This window comes from Corynebacterium sp. HMSC070H05 (genome assembly GCF_001837615.1).
Lineage (GTDB): Bacteria > Actinomycetota > Actinomycetes > Mycobacteriales > Mycobacteriaceae > Corynebacterium > Corynebacterium coyleae.
The window spans coordinates 20868-39021 of the sequence record NZ_KV833299.1 but is presented as its reverse complement, the minus strand read 5'-3'; the positions used below and the strand labels follow the sequence as shown (position 1 = coordinate 39021).

Sequence of the window (18154 nt, the reverse complement as noted above, 5' to 3'; positions counted from 1 at the left end):
CGCCGTGCACAGGAAATATCCGGCTATTTCCCAAGTTCTTTGCGGCGTTCGTACGCGAGCTTGAGGCGCTTCGCGCGTTCCTTCTTGTCCTTTTGTAGCAGCTCTTCGAGGACTTCATCCTCTTCTTCAGAGATGTTGAACACGGGGAACCAAGTGATCATCAGAACACCAGTTATCGGCCAGACTGCCCACGCGTAATCCCAGTCGAAGCCAATTTGGAGGATGAAGTATGTGAGGGCGCCGAGGACACCGGTTGCGACCATGGCGGCATCCATCTTCTTTTTCGCCGCGAGTTTTTGCTCCAGTTCGATCTCAGAAACGGACGGCTTTGCGGGGGCTGCGGGTTGGTCGGGGAGGTCGTCGAAAAGCGTTGCAAGCTCGCCGCGTGTGCGCGCTACTGCAGCCTGCCCTGTGCGTTCTTCGAACTCGCCCACGTCGAGGTAACCGTCGGCGAACAGTGTGCCCAACCTGTCCAGGGCTGCTGAGCGCTCCGAATCGCCTACACGCACATCGTCCATGTTCGCCTCCAATTTGCGCTTGCCCCAGCGGCAACCTGTTCAATCACAATCATGACAGAGGATAACGAGTACACGATCGGGCAAGCAGCACAAGCTCTTGGCGTATCGACGAAAGCGTTGCGTCACTGGGAAACCCTCGGGCTTATCGAGCCGGAGCGCACGTGGGCGGACCACCGTATTTACACCGAGGCGGATCTTGAACGCGGCGCAGCTATCGCGCTCTACCGCGGCGTTGGTGTGCCACTCGCGGAGATCGCATCGCTTCTCGACGCCTCCCCGCACACCCTCGCAAACGCCCTCAAGCACCACAAGCGGGCACTTGCTTCTCGACGAGACGCCCTCGAGGAACAACTCGCCTCTGTCGAACAACTCATCAACGAATCAACACAAGGAGCGATCAACATGGACGCAATGAAGAAGTATCTCGGCGAGAACATGCCCGCCTACCAGGAGGAAGCACAGCAACGCTGGGGCGATACGCCCGAGTGGGCGCAGTCCCAGGAGAAGCTGGCGCAGATGGGGGACGGCGACTTCAAGCGCCTCCAGGAAGAGCAGGAAGCGCTGGCTAAGGACCTAGTCGCGGCCCGCGATGCCGGCGTCGCACCTGGTTCCGAGGAGGCCGAGGCGTTGGTGGAGCGCCACCGCGCGAGCATCGGCCAGTGGTACGACGTCACCCCGGCGCGCCAGCTCATCCTGGCCCGCATGTACGTCGGCGACGACCGCTTCCACGCCGCCTACGATGGCGCGCAGGATTACCTGCTCGAACTGATCACCGCGCACGCCAAGAACGCAGGCGTGGATGTGGACAACCCGCAGTGGGGGTAATCCGTATCTTCAACTCCCATGATTGCCCCGGACCTGCCCGGGATCTGTGCTGGCACCTACACCGGGCAAATGACAGGAACGTTGCCGTCGTGGAGCACTTTGGCGCGGATGCCGTAGACCTGCTCCAACAGTTCGGGTGTGAATGCATCGTTGGGTGAGTCGTGGGTGATCGTTTTGCCGCCTTTCATGACGAGTAGCTCGTCGCAGTAGCGGGCAGCGAGGTTGAGGTCATGGATGGCGACGATTGCCAGCTTGTCGGTGCCTGCGATGACCTCACGGACCAGCTGGAGGACGTCGACTTGGTGGCGGAGGTCGAGGGCGGAGGTGGGCTCGTCGAGAAGCAAGATGCGAGGCTCGCGTACCAACATCTGTGCGATGCCGACGAGTTGTCGCTGGCCGCCTGACATGGCGGACATCATGCGGTCTGCAAGCGCTGTGATTCCGAGCCGGCTCATGATGCGCGCTGTGGCTTCGACGGGATTTTCGGTGGAGCCACCGCCGCGCCGGGCTGCGATCACGATGGACTCGAACGCGGTGAGCGAGGCTCCAGTGAGCAGATCCTGTGGTACATAACCGACGACGTGAGGGCGGTTAGCGTCGGAGACATTCGCACCGTCGAGAGTGATTGTGCAGGTGCCGGACGTTGGCGTTTTAATGCCTGCCAGGGTCTTGATCAGCGTTGATTTTCCGGCGGCGTTTGGGCCGAGCAGGCCGATTACGTTGCCTTCAGTTAGCGGGCCGAACGACATGGAGTCGAGGATGGTGCTGCGCCCGTATTTCACTGTCAGGTCGTCTACTTGGACTGCCATGGTTTCAGCCTTTCCGCCGGTTGCGGGTGAAAATGAGGAAGATGAAGAATGGCACGCCGACGAGCGCCGTGATGATGCCGATCGGGATCGCCACGCCCGGGATAATGGAAAGGGATACGGCGTAAGCGACGCTGAGCAGCATTGCCCCAGCTGCAGCTGAGGCGGGTAGGAAGAACTTTTGGTCTTCGCCGACCAGCATCCTGGCCACGTGCGGGCCGACGAGACCGATAAAACCGATGATGCCGGTGAACGCCACCGAGGCTGCTGCGAGCACTGAAGCGACGAGCAGAGTGCTGACGCGGAGACGGGCGACATTGATGCCAAGGGCGGCGGCTCGGTCGTCGCCAAGTCGAAGCGCTGTAAGGCGCCATGAATTGGCAACGCAAAATGGGATGGCGACCGCAATAACCACGGCAAGAATGGACGTGGTGGTCCAGTTCGCACGTTGCAGCGAGCCCATTGTCCAGAACACAATCTGTTGGAGCGCTTCGGTGTTCGCGCCGTATTGCAACAGCGAAAGTAGCGCCTGGAAGAGGAACGATAGGGCGATGCCGAGCAGGATCATCGATTCGGCGCTTGCGCCTTTCCATACTGCGGCCGCAGCAACGATGGCGACTGCGACAAGTGCCGACAATGCTGCGGTGAACGCCAAGTTGAGTTGAGCGTTCGGCAACACCACCCAACCGATGACGATGGACATTGCCGCGCCGAAGGCTGCCGCAGCGGAGATACCGAGGGTGAACGGTTCCGCTAGCGGGTTGTCCAGGATTGTCTGCATCTGCGCGCCTGCGAGCGACAGTGCTACGCCGACGAGGACTGCCATGATCGCAGCCGGAAGGCGTAGGGTGCGGATGACGGTGCGCGTTTGCTCGCCGACAAGTTCAGGGCGGAAAACCGCATTCCAAACCTGGCCGAGCGAAATGTCCAACGGACCGACGATGACTGCGATGAGGAAGCTCACAACCGCGGCGAGGGTGAGCCCCGCAATCGCGATTGCTTTGCGACGACCCCGTTGCCGGTACGTCGCAATCGCCTCCATTGCCTCTGCCTCGTCAAACATGACTGGAGGTGTTACCGCTGTAGCCATTAGGAGTTAGCATCCGACGCGTTGACGAAGAAGGTGCCGCTGTAGTCGTACGGCAGCCATTCGTCGTGGAACTCTTCGAAATCCTTTGCCGGATCGAGGTCCTTGAACTCCTCGGGGTGCAGCCACTTCGCAATCGCTTCGAGGGCGAACACGTTGAACGGGTTGTCGTAGAACTGGTGGTAGATGGCGTAATAGTTGCCGTTCTTCGGGGCGTCGAGCAGCTCGATGCCGGGGATCTCCAACGGACCAGAGCAGGTTTTAAGTGCTGTGTTGGCGTCGGCCTGGTAGCCGAGTTCGACATGCTGGAACTGCTCGGTCTTGTTCGGATCGCGGGCCCACTCACCACCAGTGACGATGAGCTTCTCCGGGTTGATCTCTACCAGCTTCTCTGCGGTGAGCTTTGGAGAGTCAACGCTGATGACATCAGGTCCGAGGTTATGCCCACCTGCAGCGGTGACCAGAGTGCCCAGGTGGACATCGCCTGCGACGTTGCAGCAGTCGGTGAACCCAGCTGCGGTCCATACCAAGGTGTCGGGGCGGTCCTTGATGGTTGCGACACGGTCTGTCACAGTGCGGACCTTAGTGTCGTAGAAGTCGTTGAACTTCGCTGCCCGATCTTCTTTGTCCAACAGGGCGCCGAGCAGGGACATGGAAACGGTAGTGTTTTCCAGTGGCTTTTGGCGGAAGTCGATGAAGGCGTACGTGATGCCGGCGGCGTCCATGTCCGCCAGGAAGCCGCTTTCTTCGGTGGCCTTCTTCTGGTCGAGCGTCATGATGACTACGTCCGGATCCTGAGCGAGCAGGTTTTCCACCGTGACGTCACCCTTTTGAATCGAGCCGATCATGGGCATGTCGATGGCTTCCGGGAACTGCTGGAAAAGCTTCTCGCGGAATGCGGGTGCGGCTTTAAACAGGTCTTGGCCGTAGGCGACGATGTTGTCGAATGGGTCATCTTGCAGAGCAGAGGTAGCAAAGACCGCGCGTCCTTCGGCGAGGACGATGCGGTCGGGGTGCTCGTCGAATTCGAGAGTGCGTCCCGCAGCGTCTGTGACGTGGACGCTACCGTCCGCCTTGCGTGTCGAGGACGCCGTGGCGGATGTCGCCGACGTTGCGGTGGTGTCTTGTGGTTGGGTCTCGCCGGAGCATGCGACGAGACCGAGAACTGTTGCAGCGGAGACAATGGCTACCCCTGCGCGCTGGATGAGCTTCAACCCAGTACCTTTCTAAACAATGATTAGGCTTACCTTACAAGCCTCGGAGGTAAGGTAAGGCAAGCCTGGCTTGGCGTCAAGTGTCTGGGGGTGAGTTAGGGGGACGCTGGGGAATCGCCTAGAGCGCCCCGTGCTCCAACACGAGGTCGGCGAAGTCCAGGTCGCCGTCGGGCATAGCGACCTCGGCCACGTACAGCAGGCTGAGTGCATAGTGGCGTGGGCAGAACAGCAGCGTTTCACCCGCGTGCGCTGAGCCATGTTCGGGGCAGGGATAGGACACGAAGTACTGTGCGGTGTCGCCACACGGTGCGTTGGTCCAGTTGCAGCCCTTGTGGGACCAGCCGTCGTCGGTGTCCATCGGTGGCAGCGAATCGACGGTGTCGGTGGTAAAGCGTGTGCTCATCATTTACCCCCAATGGCTTCGAGTGCGGTCGCGATTGCGGCGTCGATTTCGGCGTCGGTGTGCGGGATGGAGTCGTCGGCAAGATGCCCCCACCTGCGCTGGAATCGTTCCTGGAGTTCGTGGCGTTTGGCGTACGGCCCCTGGTGCTTATTTTCGACGACCACACTACCCCCGTTGTTATCCACCGTGATGTACAGCAGCGTGGCGTCAGGGGAGACCTTGAACATGAAGTTCAGGTCGGGAAAGAACAGTGCCCACCAGTTGTACTCAGCCGACGGTTCGAAGGTGACGTATTCGGGCAGGTCGGAGATCCGGTACGCGGTCGCCGCACCGCACTGGGTTGGCTGGGTGCTTGCGGCGGCGTCCATGTACTGGGCGTAGACGTAGGAGACGTAGCCCATGTCCTGGAGGATCTCGTACCACTGGTTTGGCTCGATCGAGGTGGTGTAGGGGCCTGGGGAGTATGCGTCGGGGTGGCCGGTGTCGGCGATCAGGCTGGCATCCCCAAGCCCGGTTTGTGTCGCATTGCCTGGCCAGGACAGCTCGCGCACCTCGACTCGCACTGGGCTGGAGGAAAGGACACGGTTGAGGTAGTCCTCGCAGGCCTTCGGGTCGGCGAACGCTTCCAGGCGCACCGGGGTGTAGGACACCTCGACCACGTTGTGCTCGGCGCGCTGAAGTTCGGAATCCAGATCGTCGCCGTGCCAGCGCGGATCCTGTCGGTCGGCTTCGCGCCCGCAGCCGTCGAGGTAGACGATGGCGTCGTACCAGTCCAGAAGCGTCACCGGTCGCTGCGGCAACTCGGGGATATCACGGGTGAGAACACCGTTGATGGTCACGGATTCCACAGTGTTGTCCTCGCCGAGGCGTAAACCGTACACGGCGTCGCCGCCGGTGTAGGTGCGGGCGTGGATCTGCCAGGTGTCGCCTATAAGCGAAAAGTCCCCCGGTGAAACCTTGGATAAATACGACGGAACGTAATCGGGTGCGGCGGCCAGCGCGCGCTCGAAAGGATTCATGCAGCCACAATACGCATGTAAATAGGTACGCTACTGGCGTGTCACCCGAGAATATTTTGTTGCGCATCCCGGAGGAGGAAGAACGCGCAGTTCGGCAGATCTACGCGGAGCTCGCGGAGCGGGGCTTCCCGCAGCAGCACCAACGGCCGCACATCTCGGTTACCTTCGCACCGACAATGCACCGCAACGCCATCGGGGAGGCGGCAGTCATCCTGCCGCCAGAATTGCCAGCTGCTTTACGACGAACCGGGGTCGTCGTCTTCGGCACCAAATCCAAACAAACCGTGGCCTGGCTGCTTGAAGCCCCCGAATCCCTCGACACGGCAGCCCAGCGCGTCAGCGCCGCCAACCCGGACGGTCGCGGCGCTCGCTGGATCCCGCACCTGACCATGGGACTGCGTATTCCCAAGGCCATGGTGCCGGACTACATCGCAGCGTTAGCCGAGGTCACATCCCCGCACTTCAAAGAACTCACCGCGGAATACGCCGCGCTCTACCAGCCGTCGCTGGGCACTGAGTTACGGCTCTGAAGTCCCTTGCGGTGGGTTAGTCGTGGTGGGGCGGGGTGTCGTCGATAAGCAATTGCCCCAACTTCGACGGCACGTCAGCACAACACCGCAACGGCTGATCAGACGCCGCGACCACCACGTTGCCGTACGCGCCGCCGGCGAGCACCGGCGCACTTGCCGCGACCATGGTGTGGCGAAACACCTCGCTCAAACCCGCTAATTCCGCACGCGTGCGTGCAAGACCAGCGGCATCTCCAATGTTCGCCACAAACAACCCACCTGGACACAACGCTCGATGTACTGCCCGATAAAACTCCACCGTGGTTAGTGGGCGGGGCGTGTCCGGGCCAGCGAACACATCGCGCACAATCATATCCACCGAACCTTCCAGCAACGCATGCGTAAACGCGCGCGCCTCCGCCACCTTGATCGCCACCGGCGGATCAAACGCATCGCGCACCAACCGCGCCAACTGACCATCCAGCTCCACCGCAACGTTGCTGCTCGGCCACCGATGCTGCACATAACTCGGCAACGCACACCCCGCAGCACCCAGATGCACCGCAGCAAACGGCGCGAGGGGCCGGTCCTCCACAAACCCCTGGATAAACCCCGCGATCCACCGCATGTAGTCGTACTCCAACACCTCGGGCGCGCCGGGCACCACATACGACGACGGGACGTTATTCACCTCTAACGTGTAGCCGCCGTCGCGGTCCGGATCCGCGATGATGGCCGCGTGGCCTGAAGCAATGGGGTAGGTGCCCGTGATGCGTCGCTTTGGCGCACGAGGTTTACGCCGTGGGGAGTTCATAAGGGAAATACCAGCACAGGGTCGGACCAGTTGTTACGATCGCTGCATGATCTACTTGTCGCAGGATTATATCGGTGAGCTACCCAAGCAACATATCTCGCTGGGAAAGTTTGATCCCGACAATATTCCTGCGGACCCGAACGAACTGTTTGCCACGTGGTTTAAAGAAGCCGTGGAGAACGAAGTCGGCGACCCTACTGCGGTCACCGTGGCCACGGTGGACGACAACGGTCAGCCCGATGCGCGAGTCGTCGACCTTCTGTACCTCAACTCCGACGGCTTCCACTTCGGAACCGCGACAGGAACGGCCAAGGTGGACCAGCTTGAGAAGAGCTGGGCCGCAGCGCTGAATTTCTGGTGGCAGCCCATGCGCCGGGCAGTGCGCATCCGCGGCGCTGCGTCGCGCGTTGTCGATGGTGACCGCTTCAACCTCTGGCGGGTGGAGCCGAACCACTTCGAATTTTTCAACCTTTGGGACGACCGCTCAAACTCGGACCGCGTGGCCTACGTGCTCAATGACCACGGCGACTGGGACCGCGTTCGCATCATGCCGCGCCCTTAAGCGCACCAACCTAGGCGCTGTTCCGCTACGGTCCTACCTCTCTAGGCGCTGCCCCAGGACTTGGTTTTTGCAAAGAAGCAGGCAGTCAGAGCGCCGGCGGCGATAACGAGGCACGGCAACCAAATCGACGTTGCCATCGCAGCCGCAAACGGCTCGTGCAAAAACTCCGGCAGGGGGCCGGAAACCTGCGTTGGCGATGCAGTTGGCGATGCTGGCGGTGTCTCCGCGGCGCCGCCGTTCGCACCCGCGTGTGTACCCAACCGCGAATCGAGCTGCGCGGACATCATCGCGGCAATCGCCGCCGATCCGATCACTGCACCAATCTGGCGGGTGGTGTTGTACACACTCGAACCGGCACCCGCCAACTTCGGGTTCAGGTTGCGGGTGGCAATCATGGAAAGTGGCCCCCACATCATCGAGTTGGCCACGCCGTACACCACCGAAATGGCATACATCCAGTTCGGGTCAACCCCAGGTGTTGTGATCAGTGCGGTTGCGCCGATGCTTAGCGCCGCCAGCGTCATTCCCGCTATGGCGAACGGCTTCGGGTCGTGCGTGTTGGTGAGTCTGCCGATGTACGGCGACAACACCCCGGAGACCAAGCCAGACGGCAAGATCAGCAGCGCGGCGTGGGTAGGGGAGAGCTCGCCGACGGTTTGGATGTAGATCATCCACGGAATGACATAAGTGGATACCGCGAAGCCGACGGTGGAGATGGTGAAGGCGGCGAGGGAGAAGTTGCGGTCGTCGAAAAGTGCAAGCGGCACCAATGCGTTCGTGGATTGGCGTGACTGCCAGCGGAAGAAGAACACCATCGCAACAACGCCAACGACGAGCAGGGTCCACACGCGCCAGTCCCAGCCGAAGTGCTGGGCTTCCTGCACGCCGAAGACGAGGCAGAACATGCCAAGCGCACTGAGCACCACGCCAAGCAAGTCAAAGTGGCGGTTATTCTGCTCCAGCTTCGGTACAAATATCCAGGCCAGGATGAGGCCGATGATGCCGATTGGGACGTTGACGTAGAAGATCCAGGGCCACCCGGCGGCGTCGACAAGCACCCCGCCCAGCAGAGGTCCGGTCACCGTGGCAAGGCCGGCAGTCGCACCCCACACACCCATGGCGCCGCCGCGTTCCTTCGGTGCAAACGTGCGGATCATCACCGACATCGTCTGCGGCGTTACCAGCGCGCCACCCAAACCTTGGAAGGCCCGGGCGGCGATGAGCGCAGCCGAACTTCCCGCCAAGCCACACGCCAGCGAAGAAACAGTAAAGATCGTCAGGCCGATCAGATAGATCGTGCGCGGCCCGAAGCGGTCCCCGAGACGCCCCGTGATCAGCAGCGGCACCGCGTAGGCGAGCAGGTAAGCACTGTTGACCCACAACACCTCGTTATAGGACGCCTCCAACCCGTCAGAGATCGCCGGGATGGCTACGGAGACGATGGTGGAATCCACCAAAATCATGAAAAAGCCCAGCATCATGCTCCACAGAGCAGGCCACGGCGAGCGCTTTACAGGGACAGTCACTGCCGAGATGATACTGGGCTTTCCCAGGGGTGGCTAGAGGCCGAGCATCTGTCGAATCTGAGGCGGAAGCATATCGACGACCTGCTGCGGGATCTGGTCCTTCACATACGGGAACACCAGCATGCCAGCCGCGCCAAGTGCGGCGACGACGCCCAACACGATGCCTGTGGTGCGCAGCGCGTCGTTGTCCTCGGAGGACAGGAGCGTTTCCGGCTTGCTCTGGACCAGATTTTCCTCGGATTGCATGTCCGGAGTGTCGGTGGCGGCGTGCTCTTCGACCTCCAGGACCTTGTCGTCCTCGATAGCCTCATCCATGTTGATGCCGAAGAAGGTGTCCAGGCCCTTCACGTTGAACTGGGTGGACATGTAGCGGTCGTTCGTGCCGGTGTTCCACTGGGAGACGACGATGTCCATGTTGTCAATCGTGGACCCAGGCACGATGTAGCCGCCGTAAGGCTGCGACCAGTTCTTGGGATTTTGCGGCCTGAGCCAGGAGCCGTGCTTGGCAATCGTCGCCACGGGCACGTTGTCCCAGTTTTGCTCAAGCGTGTCGGAGATGCGTACCTCGATGGCCAGCTTCTCCTCGTTGAACATCACGAGCACCCAGTGACCGTTGATGTAGCGCAGGTTCATCTCGCCGGCCTTGACACCGTCCGACAGAATTGGGGCAGCGACGTTGCTCCACTTCTTGTCGGCGTCGGGTTCGGAGTAGTCGTAGAGCTCCCACTTGCTGCGATCCGCAATGTCCTGCGGCTTAAAACGCGAAAGGAAAACCTTTTCCTTGCGGGTGAAGGCACTCGACATCACGTACACGTAGCCGTCCGGGCCCTTCTCCCAGGTGATCAGGTCGCCGAGGCCTCCCGGAATGTAATTCGTTGGGGTTTTGGAAATCGACTTCCAGGTCTGGCCGTTGTCAGTGGACTTCCAGATCTCCGTGTAGAGCACGTTACCGATGCCCTTGTTCCACATGCCCTGCATGTACAAGGTGCCGTCGAGGTTGATCACATCCGACGGGATAAGCGTCAGGTTGTCGGTGTGGTGGTACGACACCAGGCTTTCCACTCGGCGTCCGTTGTTCAGGGGGCGGACGATTTCAATAAAACCGTCGTCGTTCATCTTCGCCACAACACCAACCGGGCTCAACCATTCGTTCTTGGGGCCCTTGATGGATTCGCGGAAGGAGTCGCCGAAGATCATGGCAAACTCCTTGCTGTTGTTCAGCGGCGCCATCGCACCCAGGTCGCCGTCCTTAAACCCGACGTGCTTCGAATACTTGCCCAGCACATCGTCCATCACCTGCACGATTGTGCCGTCGGGCATGGTCACAGGGTCGGACGCGCGCTTCTCAGGTGGTTTCGGGAAGGTGTAGGACTCGTTCGACGGCGATGAGGGGCGCGACGAGCCGGACGAACCAGACGAGCTAGAAGAGCTCAGGCTGGACTGGGCGTGCGCGGGGGCGCATACGGAACCGGCGAGAAGCAAGCTGCCTGCGGTGGTAGCACACAGCAAAGCGTTGCGACGAGAGGAGAAACGCATGGGAGGGCCTTCTTAAACAAAGATGTCGAATTGCGTGTGAATAAGCCCTTAGAATGTAGCAAACGAAAACGGCCCCGGCAGGTGCTCGGGGCCGTGACGTTATTACTGTACGTTGCCTGTGTTTGGCTTAGACAGCGTCGTGTTCATCCGGGTCGTTATCCGCGTCCGCCTTGGTTTCGTGGCGGGTGCCCGGCTTGTGCTCCGGCGGTGCGTAAATGGAGTACAGCTTTGCCGGCTTGTCGGACTCGTTGACAAAGTTGTGCCACTTGCCGCCCGGGACGAATGCTGCCCAATCATCCTTGATCACTTCGTCGACTTCGAGGTCGTCCTCGGATGCGCCGATCATTGCGCGCAGCTCGCCTTCTTCGAGGCGCAGGAACTGGTCATGGCCGTCGTGGATCTCAGCGCCGATCTCGCCGCCCGGCGGGATGGTCATGACGGTCAGCTGCAGGAACTTGCCGGTCCACAGGGTGTCGCGGAACGCCTCGTTATCAAGCGTCGCCTTTTCAATGTCAACGACGTACGGATTCGGTCCATGGTCAGCCATGATCGCTCCTTAAACTTCGGGTTCGTTACGGTTCCCACCATAGGAGCTTTTGCTTATCGACGATGCCTTCCACCACGACGACGCTTCCGGTTCCGCCTCCTGAGCTGGACCTTCTCCACCTCGGTGAGGTAGCCCTCTGGGCGGTCGTTCTGCGCAACTCGTGTTGCGTCCGGGCGCTTCGCGGGCGCTGCGGGCGCTGTGGGCTTGTCGGGTGTTTCGGTCTCGTCGAGACGCGCGAACATCTCCGTCGGTGCGTCGAGCTCGTCTGGGCGGCCTTTGCCCTCGAGCGAGACATAGCGTGCGGTGTGCTTCGGGTGCACCGTGTCTTGGGGGTCGATCGCTGCGTCGCGCTCCACGGTGATGGCCCAGCTGCCGTCTGGAAAGTCGATCACTTGCCACGGCGTGATCTGGCGTGCCGGCGCCGCCGATAGCGGCGGGACGGTGTCGGTGCCTTCGTCCGGGCTTGCGGCATCCAGCGCCGCCATGCCGTCGAGCAGGATCGCGCGTGCCCAAAGGTTGCCGTGCTCGTAGGAGCGAACCCATTCGACGACCTCGGGCTCCGCAAGCGAGCCGAGCACCTTGCCATCCAGGGTCGCGACGGCGGTGTCGCCGAGCGCTTGCAATCCGACGAACCATTGGCCAGGGGAGCGGTGTGCTAGATCTGCCGCGTTAAATTCCCCTTCGGTGGTGTCGATGACCAACATGTCGCCGGCACGCAGGACAGAGGCAGTCTCAGGTGCGTTGTTGCGCGGAACCGCCAACTGGGGCTCGGGCAGCAACAAGTTGACCTCGAATTGGCCGATGTCGCGTTCCAACTTCACTGCCGCCAGGGCAACGGGTTTCAGGATTGAGGAGTGGACGCGCTCCACCTCGTCGAAAAGCGAACGCCACTGCGGCGAAACCTCCCCAAGCACTGGTCCAGCCAGCATGCTGTTTTGCGATGCTGCATTGTGTAGCCGCACACGCCACGACGCGTTGAGGGGGTTCGCCTCAAGCACGACGGGCACATAGGAGGTGCCTCGCTTACCAGCGAAATCCGAGAACAACGCCGCTTGGGAGACGTGATCTACGGGGATTTCAACGGCCGCACCCCATGTGGATGGAGCCAGTGGGTAAAGCTTTTGTGCCATGGGCGCATTGTAGGCGCAGCCTACGCAGCGTCCGTCGGGGCAGTCTCTTGGGAGCGCTCGGATGCGTTACCACCGCGCAGTTTGCCCACAGCAGTGACGATGCCGACGATGATGAAGCCGACGATCAGGCCAACGACGAGCGAGACGCCGGTGTCCACGAACCAGCCAAGCACACCGCCACCGACGAGTTCCTGACCCTTTTCGATGATGTGGTGTGGCCAGTCAATGCCGAAGACCTCGTCGAGGCCACGAACAATGAGGTGACCGCCGACCCAGAGCATCGCAATAGTGCCGATAACGCCGATGGTGCTAAGCACGTACGGCATGCCTTTCACCAGTGCGTGACCGGTTTTCGGTGCGTTGCCACGCTTGATCATGCCGTGGCCGATGTCATCGATCTTCACCAGTAGTGCCACAGCGCCGTAGACGGCAAACGTGATGAAAATGCCAACCGCGAGCAGTACTGCGGCCTCTATCCAAATTGACTGGTCCTTGACCTCGTCCAACGCGATGATCATGATCTCCGCGGAAAGGATCAAGTCCGTGCGGATCGCGCTGTTGACCAGGGAATCCTCGTCCTGCTCTGTTTTATTGACCGCTTGTTCTTGCTGCTCCTCGGCGTCGGAGGAAAGTTTGTGTGCGATCTTCTCCGCGCCCTCAAAGCACAGGTATGCGCCGCCAAGCATGAGGATCGGGACCAACGCCCACGGTGCAATCGCGTTGAGCAGCAGTGCGACCGGCAGGATAAACAGCAGCTTGTTGCGCAGGGATCCTTTGGTGATGCGCCAGATCATCGGAAGCTCACGCGCCGGAGTAACACCGGAGACGTATTGCGGGGTGACCGCGGCATCGTCGATTACAACCCCGGCTGCTTTCGTGGATGTTTTTGCGGTCAAGGTGGCGACATCGTCGACGCTTGCCGCGGCTTGTCGTGCGATCAGTGCGACATCGTCGAGAAGTGCGAGGAGGCCACCGGCCATGAGGGTCCTTTCATACAGGTGCAACTGCTTTGCGACGCAAACGCCACGGGCCTCGAGTGTATTGCACGTACCTCCTGACACACGGTGCTCACAGCGTTTCAAAAGATATTTGTGAAACTTCGCACGGGCGACCGTCAAGTGTGGTGAAATACATGGACATCCAAATTGTGAGCCACAGGACATTCCTTGGCTCCATACTTGGTCGAAGGAGAACACATGCAACTGAAGAAGACAGCGGCGATTCTTGGCGCCGGTGCTCTGACGCTCGGTCTGGTCGCCTGCGGTGACTCAAACGATTCTGCAGACGGTGGCGCTGAAGGCACCAACAACGGCGGTGGCGACAACTACGTTCTTGTCAACGGCTCGGAGCCGCAGAACCCGCTCGTACCGGGCAACATCAACGAGACCGGTGGCGGCCGCATCATCGACCAGATCTTCGCAGGCCTGGTCTATTACGACGGCGACGGCGAAGTGCAAAACGATATCGCCGAGTCCATCGAGCCGGAAGGCGACGCAGGCTACCGCGTCACCCTGAAGGACGCGAAGTGGTCCGACGGCACCGCAGTGACCGCCAAGGACTTCGTCGACGCATGGAACTACACGGTAGAAAACTCGCTGCTCGGCGCGTACCACCTCGAACCGATCAAGGGCTTCGAGGAGGGTAAGAAGCTCGAGGGCCTCGAAGTTGTCGACGACAAGACCTTCACCATCGAGCTGACCCAGCCGGAGTCTGACTTCCCGAGCCGCCTTGGCTACACGGCGTTCTTCCCGATGCACCCGTCCGCATACGACGACATCGAGGCGTACGGTGAGAAGCCGATCTCCAATGGCCCGTACACGCTGTCCGAGTGGAACCACAACCAGAACGCAGTTGTTGTCCCGAACGCTGAGTACGACGGCCCGCGCAAGGCCCAGAACGACGGCCTGGACTACGTCTTCTACGCGCAGCAGGACGCCGCCTACGCCGACCTGCTCTCCGGCAACCTGGACGTCCTCGACGCCATCCCGGACTCTGCATTCGCCACCTTCGAAGACGAGCTCGGCGACCGTGCAGTGAACCAGCCGGCAGCGATCTTCCAGTCCATGACGATCGGTGAGAAGGCCGACCACTTCAGCGGTGAGGAGGGTGCGCTTCGTCGTCAAGCAATCTCGCGTGCGATCAACCGCGAGGAGATCACGGCAACGATTTTCGACGGCACCCGCACCCCGGCCACGGACTTCACCTCCCCGGTGCTGCCGGGCCACTCCGACAGCCTCAACGGTGTTGAGGTACTGAAGTACGACCCGGAGGAGGCGAAGCGTCTGTGGGCTGAAGCCGACGCAATCGCACCGTTCACCGGCGAGTTCACCATCTCCTACAACGCTGACGGTGGCCACCAGGCATGGGTCGATGCTGTTGCGAACTCCATCCGCAACACCCTCGGCATCGAGGCAGTGGGCAACGCGTACCCGGACTTCAAGTCCCTGCGCGATGACGTGACCAACCGCACCATCGAAGGCGCATTCCGTACCGGCTGGCAGGCAGACTACCCGCTGCTGAGCAACTTCCTTGGCCCGTTGTACGGCACCGGCGCAGGCTCGAACGACGGCGACTACTCCAACGCTGAGTTCGACGACCTGCTGAAGAAGGCCAACGGTGCAGCAGACCAGGAAGCAGCCGTGAAGGACCTCAACGCGGCGCAGGAGATCCTGCTGAAGGATCTGCCAGCAATCCCGCTGTGGTACTCGAACCTGACCGGTGGCTACTCCGAGGACGTTGACAACGTTGTCTTCGGCTGGAACCAGGTGCCGCTCTACTACCAGATCACCAAGAAGTAACACCCCGCTGTTGGCGAATTAGATTCGCGACAACGGCAACGACCGCGCCGTCCACATCCCCCCTGGGTTGTGGCGGCGCAGTTTCTATTTTTCGGTCCCTTGGACCGCACGCGCGGGGCGGCCGGATTATGGGAGGTTACGTTTATTGTGGTGGACTCCTTAGAGCACGCTGAGTGTTTGACAGCACAACATGCGAAAACATGAAAAGACACAAGGAGTCAAGGTGCATATCAAGAAAGCAGTTGCCGCCCTCGGCGCCGGCGCACTGGCGCTCGGCCTTGCCGCATGTGGTGGCTCCGCCGACAATTCTGCCGACGGAGCTGGAAACTACGTTCTGACCAACGGTTCCGAGCCGCAGCGTCCGTTGCTGCCCGCAGATACGAATGAGACTGGCGGCGGCCGCATCGTCGATGTCCTGTACGCAGGTTTGACCTACTACGACAAGGACGGCGAAAGCCACAACGAGCTCGCAGAGTCCATCGATCTCGAGGGTGAGAAGACCTACCGTGTCACGCTGAAGGACACGAAGTGGGCCGATGGTACCCCGGTGACGGCGAAGGACTTCGTCGACGCGTGGAACTACGCAGTCGAGAACTCCCAGATGAACGCGTACTTCTTCGAGCCGATCAAGGGCTACGAGGACGGAAAGCCGCTCGAGGGCCTGGAGGTTATCGACGACAAGACCTTCACCATCGAGCTCGAGCAGCCGGAGGCTGACTTCCCGCAGCGCCTCGGCTACACGGCATTCTCGCCGCTTCACCCGTCTGCGTTCGACGACATGGAAGCGTACGGCGAAAACCCGATCTCGAACGGCCCTTACAAGCTGCTGGAGTGGAACCACAACCAGGACGCCATCGTGGTGCCGAACGAGGAGTACCAGGGTGATCGCAAGGCGCAGAACGACGGCGTGAACTTCATCTTCTACGCCCAGCAGGACGCGGCCTATGCCGACCTGCTCTCCGGAAATCTCGACGTGCTCGATGCTGTGCCGGATTCTGCACTGGCCAACTTCGAAGACGAGCTTGGCGAGCGCGCTGTGAACCAGCCAGCCGCTGCATTCCAGTCGATCACCATCAACGAGAACGAAGAGCACTTCGGCGGCGAGGAAGGCAAGCTTCGTCGCCAGGCAATCTCTAAGGCGATCGACCGCGACCAGATCACCAAGACCATCTTCGACGGCACCCGCACCCCGGCGACCGACTTTGCCGCACCGGTGATCCCGGGCCACTCCGACAACCTTGAGGGCGTCGACGTGCTCAAGTACGACCCGGAGGAGGCAAAGCGCCTGTGGGAGGAAGCCGACAAGATCAACCCGTACACCGGTGACCTGGAGATCTCCTACAACTCCGATGGTGGCCACCAGGCATGGGTCGATGCTGTTGCGAACTCCATCCGCAACGCCATCGGCATCGAGGCAGTGGGCAACGCCTACCCGGACTTCAAGTCCATGCTCGACGATATGGACAACGACGCTGTCAAGGGCGCATTCCGTACCGGCTGGAGCGCTGACTACCCGTCGCTGGGTAACTTCCTGATCCCGCTGTACGGCACGGGTGCTTCCTCGAACTATGCGCGTTACTCCAACCCGGCAGTCGACGCACTGCTGGAAGAAGCAGCAACCGCAGCTTCTCCGGAGGCTGCCGCTGAAAAGTACAACGAGGTGCAGAAGGTTCTGTTTGAGGATCTCCCAGCGATCCCACTGTGGTACTCCAACGTTGCAGGTGGCTACTCCGAAAACGTAGAGAACGTCGCGTTCTCCTGGCGCTCACTTCCGGTGCTGCATCAGATCACCAAAAACTAAGTGGTAACCTAAGCAACCACGCAAAGTGGCCCGTTCGCATTTTGCGGCGGGTCATTACTCGTTTCACACTCAATACTGGTTTTCGTCCCGACTCACATGGAAAAGGAGAGCCCGGAACCATGCTGCGTTATATCGGGCGGCGACTGCTCCAAATGATCCCCGTCTTCTTCGGGGCCACACTGTTGCTTTACGCCCTCGTGTTCCTCATGCCGGGCGACCCCGTACAGGCGCTTGGCGGAGACCGCGGCCTGTCCGAGGCCGCCCGCGCCCGCATCGAAGCGGAATACAACCTTGATAAACCATTTATCGTCCAATACCTGCTCTACATCAAGGGCATTTTCATGGGCGATTTTGGCAAGACCTTCTCCGGCCAGCCCGTCGCGTCGGTGATGGCTAACGCGTTCCCGGTGACCATCAAGCTCGGTTTGATGGCGCTGGCGTTTGAGGCTGTGTTCGGCATCATCTTCGGCGTGATCGCCGGTGTGCGCCGCGGCGGTGTCTTCGACTCCACGATTCTCGTCGCATCGCTGATCGTCATCGCCGTCCCGTCGTTCGTGATCGGCTTTGTCATGCAGTACCTCTTCGGCGTGAAGTGGGGACTGTTGCCTGCAACGGTGGGGCGCAATGAGTCATTTGAAGCGTTGCTCATGCCTGCGATCGTGCTTGGTGCGCTGTCGTGCGCGTACGTGATCAGGCTGACGCGTCAGTCCGTGAGCGAAAACCTTCGCGCAGACTACGTCCGTACCGCGCGAGCTAAGGGTCTGAGCGACGGTACCGTGATGACTCGCCACGTGCTTCGCAATTCCATGATCCCGGTCGTGACTTTCCTTGGCGCTGACCTTGGTGCGCTGATGGGTGGCGCGATTGTGACCGAAGGCATCTTCGGCATTAACGGTATCGGTGGCACGATCTACCAGTCGATCATTAAGGGCGAGCCCGCGACCGTCGTGTCGATCACCACTGTGCTGGTGATTATCTACATCGTTGCCAACCTCATCGTTGACCTGCTTTACGCAGTACTCGACCCAAGGATCCGCTATGACTAATTCCATTCCACAA

General features: G+C 60.7%; 18 protein-coding genes. 6 read left to right on the top strand and 12 right to left on the bottom strand.

Features of this window, described 5'->3' with window-relative positions; genetic code table 11:
* Positions 1–23: 23 nt before the first annotated feature.
* Entirely contained in the window at positions 24–518 is a 495-nt protein-coding gene (locus tag HMPREF2617_RS03815) for a DUF1707 SHOCT-like domain-containing protein (protein ID WP_070819871.1), read from the bottom strand.
* Between the two features lie 51 nt (positions 519–569).
* Here HMPREF2617_RS03815 and HMPREF2617_RS03810 point away from each other — a divergent pair, with 51 nt between their 5' ends.
* Positions 570–1343, top strand: a complete 774-nt coding sequence (locus HMPREF2617_RS03810; RefSeq protein ID WP_070840042.1) for a MerR family transcriptional regulator — start codon at positions 570–572, stop codon at positions 1341–1343.
* Positions 1344–1399: 56 nt separating this feature from the next.
* On the opposite strand, the gene HMPREF2617_RS03805 is transcribed toward HMPREF2617_RS03810, so the two are convergent.
* The 5 genes from HMPREF2617_RS03805 to HMPREF2617_RS03785 all read right to left on the bottom strand — a co-directional run bounded on the left by HMPREF2617_RS03805 (position 1400) and on the right by HMPREF2617_RS03785 (position 5872).
* Positions 1400–2152: an ABC transporter ATP-binding protein gene (locus HMPREF2617_RS03805; RefSeq protein ID WP_070840040.1), complete on the bottom strand. Its 753-nt coding sequence runs from the start codon at positions 2150–2152 to the stop codon at positions 1400–1402.
* Positions 2153–2156: 4 nt separating this feature from the next.
* Complete coding sequence (locus HMPREF2617_RS03800; protein WP_083323191.1) at positions 2157–3239, bottom strand: FecCD family ABC transporter permease; 1083 nt, start codon at positions 3237–3239, stop codon at positions 2157–2159.
* Complete coding sequence (locus HMPREF2617_RS03795) at positions 3239–4450, bottom strand: ABC transporter substrate-binding protein (protein ID WP_070614114.1); 1212 nt, start codon at positions 4448–4450, stop codon at positions 3239–3241. Before HMPREF2617_RS03795 ends, HMPREF2617_RS03800 begins: the two co-directional genes overlap by 1 nt.
* A gap of 118 nt (positions 4451–4568) precedes the next feature.
* Positions 4569–4856 (bottom strand): hypothetical protein, encoded by a 288-nt coding sequence (locus tag HMPREF2617_RS03790; RefSeq protein ID WP_070421635.1) that lies wholly within the window; start codon positions 4854–4856, stop codon positions 4569–4571.
* Positions 4853–5872, bottom strand: coding sequence for a hypothetical protein (locus tag HMPREF2617_RS03785; protein WP_070840035.1), 1020 nt, complete (start codon positions 5870–5872; stop codon positions 4853–4855). The genes HMPREF2617_RS03790 and HMPREF2617_RS03785 overlap by 4 nt, the downstream gene beginning before the upstream one ends.
* 38 nt (positions 5873–5910) lie before the next feature.
* On the opposite strand from HMPREF2617_RS03785, the gene HMPREF2617_RS03780 reads away from it, so the two are divergent.
* Positions 5911–6402, top strand: coding sequence for a 2'-5' RNA ligase (locus tag HMPREF2617_RS03780; RefSeq protein WP_070421633.1), 492 nt, complete (start codon positions 5911–5913; stop codon positions 6400–6402).
* Between the two features lie 16 nt (positions 6403–6418).
* Here HMPREF2617_RS03780 and HMPREF2617_RS03775 read toward each other — a convergent pair whose 3' ends face one another.
* Positions 6419–7195: a spermidine synthase gene (locus tag HMPREF2617_RS03775; protein WP_070840034.1), complete on the bottom strand. Its 777-nt coding sequence runs from the start codon at positions 7193–7195 to the stop codon at positions 6419–6421.
* 46 nt (positions 7196–7241) lie between these two features.
* On the opposite strand from HMPREF2617_RS03775, the gene HMPREF2617_RS03770 reads away from it, so the two are divergent.
* Positions 7242–7757, top strand: coding sequence for a pyridoxamine 5'-phosphate oxidase family protein (locus HMPREF2617_RS03770; RefSeq protein WP_070452676.1), 516 nt, complete (start codon positions 7242–7244; stop codon positions 7755–7757).
* Between the two features lie 41 nt (positions 7758–7798).
* Here HMPREF2617_RS03770 and HMPREF2617_RS03765 read toward each other — a convergent pair whose 3' ends face one another.
* The 5 genes from HMPREF2617_RS03765 to HMPREF2617_RS03745 all read right to left on the bottom strand — a co-directional run bounded on the left by HMPREF2617_RS03765 (position 7799) and on the right by HMPREF2617_RS03745 (position 13476).
* Positions 7799–9283, bottom strand: a complete 1485-nt coding sequence (locus HMPREF2617_RS03765; protein WP_246821692.1) for a DHA2 family efflux MFS transporter permease subunit — start codon at positions 9281–9283, stop codon at positions 7799–7801.
* Positions 9284–9316: 33 nt separating this feature from the next.
* Positions 9317–10819: a DUF4185 domain-containing protein gene (locus tag HMPREF2617_RS03760; RefSeq protein ID WP_070568623.1), complete on the bottom strand. Its 1503-nt coding sequence runs from the start codon at positions 10817–10819 to the stop codon at positions 9317–9319.
* Between the two features lie 127 nt (positions 10820–10946).
* Positions 10947–11366, bottom strand: coding sequence for a cupin domain-containing protein (locus HMPREF2617_RS03755; RefSeq protein ID WP_070421628.1), 420 nt, complete (start codon positions 11364–11366; stop codon positions 10947–10949).
* Between the two features lie 53 nt (positions 11367–11419).
* Positions 11420–12496 carry a hypothetical protein gene (locus HMPREF2617_RS03750; protein WP_070840027.1) on the bottom strand — a complete coding sequence of 359 codons (1077 nt, stop codon included), beginning with the start codon at positions 12494–12496 and terminating at the stop codon, positions 11420–11422.
* Positions 12497–12516: 20 nt separating this feature from the next.
* Entirely contained in the window at positions 12517–13476 is a 960-nt protein-coding gene (locus HMPREF2617_RS03745) for a DUF808 domain-containing protein (protein WP_070568617.1), read from the bottom strand.
* A 216-nt stretch (positions 13477–13692) separates the two neighbouring features.
* Here HMPREF2617_RS03745 and HMPREF2617_RS03740 point away from each other — a divergent pair, with 216 nt between their 5' ends.
* The 3 genes from HMPREF2617_RS03740 to HMPREF2617_RS03730 all read left to right on the top strand — a co-directional run bounded on the left by HMPREF2617_RS03740 (position 13693) and on the right by HMPREF2617_RS03730 (position 18141).
* Entirely contained in the window at positions 13693–15294 is a 1602-nt protein-coding gene (locus HMPREF2617_RS03740; RefSeq protein WP_070829501.1) for a peptide ABC transporter substrate-binding protein, read from the top strand.
* Between the two features lie 223 nt (positions 15295–15517).
* On the top strand, positions 15518–17095 hold the full coding sequence (locus tag HMPREF2617_RS03735; RefSeq protein ID WP_070421624.1) for a peptide ABC transporter substrate-binding protein: 1578 nt from the start codon (positions 15518–15520) through the stop codon (positions 17093–17095).
* A 119-nt stretch (positions 17096–17214) separates the two neighbouring features.
* Positions 17215–18141 carry an ABC transporter permease gene (locus HMPREF2617_RS03730; RefSeq protein ID WP_070421623.1) on the top strand — a complete coding sequence of 309 codons (927 nt, stop codon included), beginning with the start codon at positions 17215–17217 and terminating at the stop codon, positions 18139–18141.
* Positions 18142–18154: the final 13 nt, after the last annotated feature.

What these genes read in the sequence shown, in the direction of transcription:
- HMPREF2617_RS03745 (WP_070568617.1), bottom strand. Translation starts at nt 13,476, where the DNA reads ATGGCCGGTGGCCTCCTCGCACTTCTCGACGATGTCGCACTGATCGCA.
- HMPREF2617_RS03775 (WP_070840034.1), bottom strand. Translation starts at nt 7,195, where the DNA reads ATGAACTCCCCACGGCGTAAACCTCGTGCGCCAAAGCGACGCATCACG.
- HMPREF2617_RS03755 (WP_070421628.1), bottom strand. Translation starts at nt 11,366, where the DNA reads ATGGCTGACCATGGACCGAATCCGTACGTCGTTGACATTGAAAAGGCG.
- HMPREF2617_RS03800 (WP_083323191.1), bottom strand. Translation starts at nt 3,239, where the DNA reads ATGGCTACAGCGGTAACACCTCCAGTCATGTTTGACGAGGCAGAGGCA.
- HMPREF2617_RS03785 (WP_070840035.1), bottom strand. Translation starts at nt 5,872, where the DNA reads ATGAATCCTTTCGAGCGCGCGCTGGCCGCCGCACCCGATTACGTTCCG.
- HMPREF2617_RS03770 (WP_070452676.1), top strand. Translation starts at nt 7,242, where the DNA reads ATGATCTACTTGTCGCAGGATTATATCGGTGAGCTACCCAAGCAACAT.
- HMPREF2617_RS03750 (WP_070840027.1), bottom strand. Translation starts at nt 12,496, where the DNA reads ATGGCACAAAAGCTTTACCCACTGGCTCCATCCACATGGGGTGCGGCC.
- HMPREF2617_RS03760 (WP_070568623.1), bottom strand. Translation starts at nt 10,819, where the DNA reads ATGCGTTTCTCCTCTCGTCGCAACGCTTTGCTGTGTGCTACCACCGCA.
- HMPREF2617_RS03805 (WP_070840040.1), bottom strand. Translation starts at nt 2,152, where the DNA reads ATGGCAGTCCAAGTAGACGACCTGACAGTGAAATACGGGCGCAGCACC.
- HMPREF2617_RS03815 (WP_070819871.1), bottom strand. Translation starts at nt 518, where the DNA reads ATGGACGATGTGCGTGTAGGCGATTCGGAGCGCTCAGCAGCCCTGGAC.
- HMPREF2617_RS03740 (WP_070829501.1), top strand. Translation starts at nt 13,693, where the DNA reads ATGCAACTGAAGAAGACAGCGGCGATTCTTGGCGCCGGTGCTCTGACG.
- HMPREF2617_RS03810 (WP_070840042.1), top strand. Translation starts at nt 570, where the DNA reads ATGACAGAGGATAACGAGTACACGATCGGGCAAGCAGCACAAGCTCTT.
- HMPREF2617_RS03790 (WP_070421635.1), bottom strand. Translation starts at nt 4,856, where the DNA reads ATGATGAGCACACGCTTTACCACCGACACCGTCGATTCGCTGCCACCG.
- HMPREF2617_RS03730 (WP_070421623.1), top strand. Translation starts at nt 17,215, where the DNA reads ATGCTGCGTTATATCGGGCGGCGACTGCTCCAAATGATCCCCGTCTTC.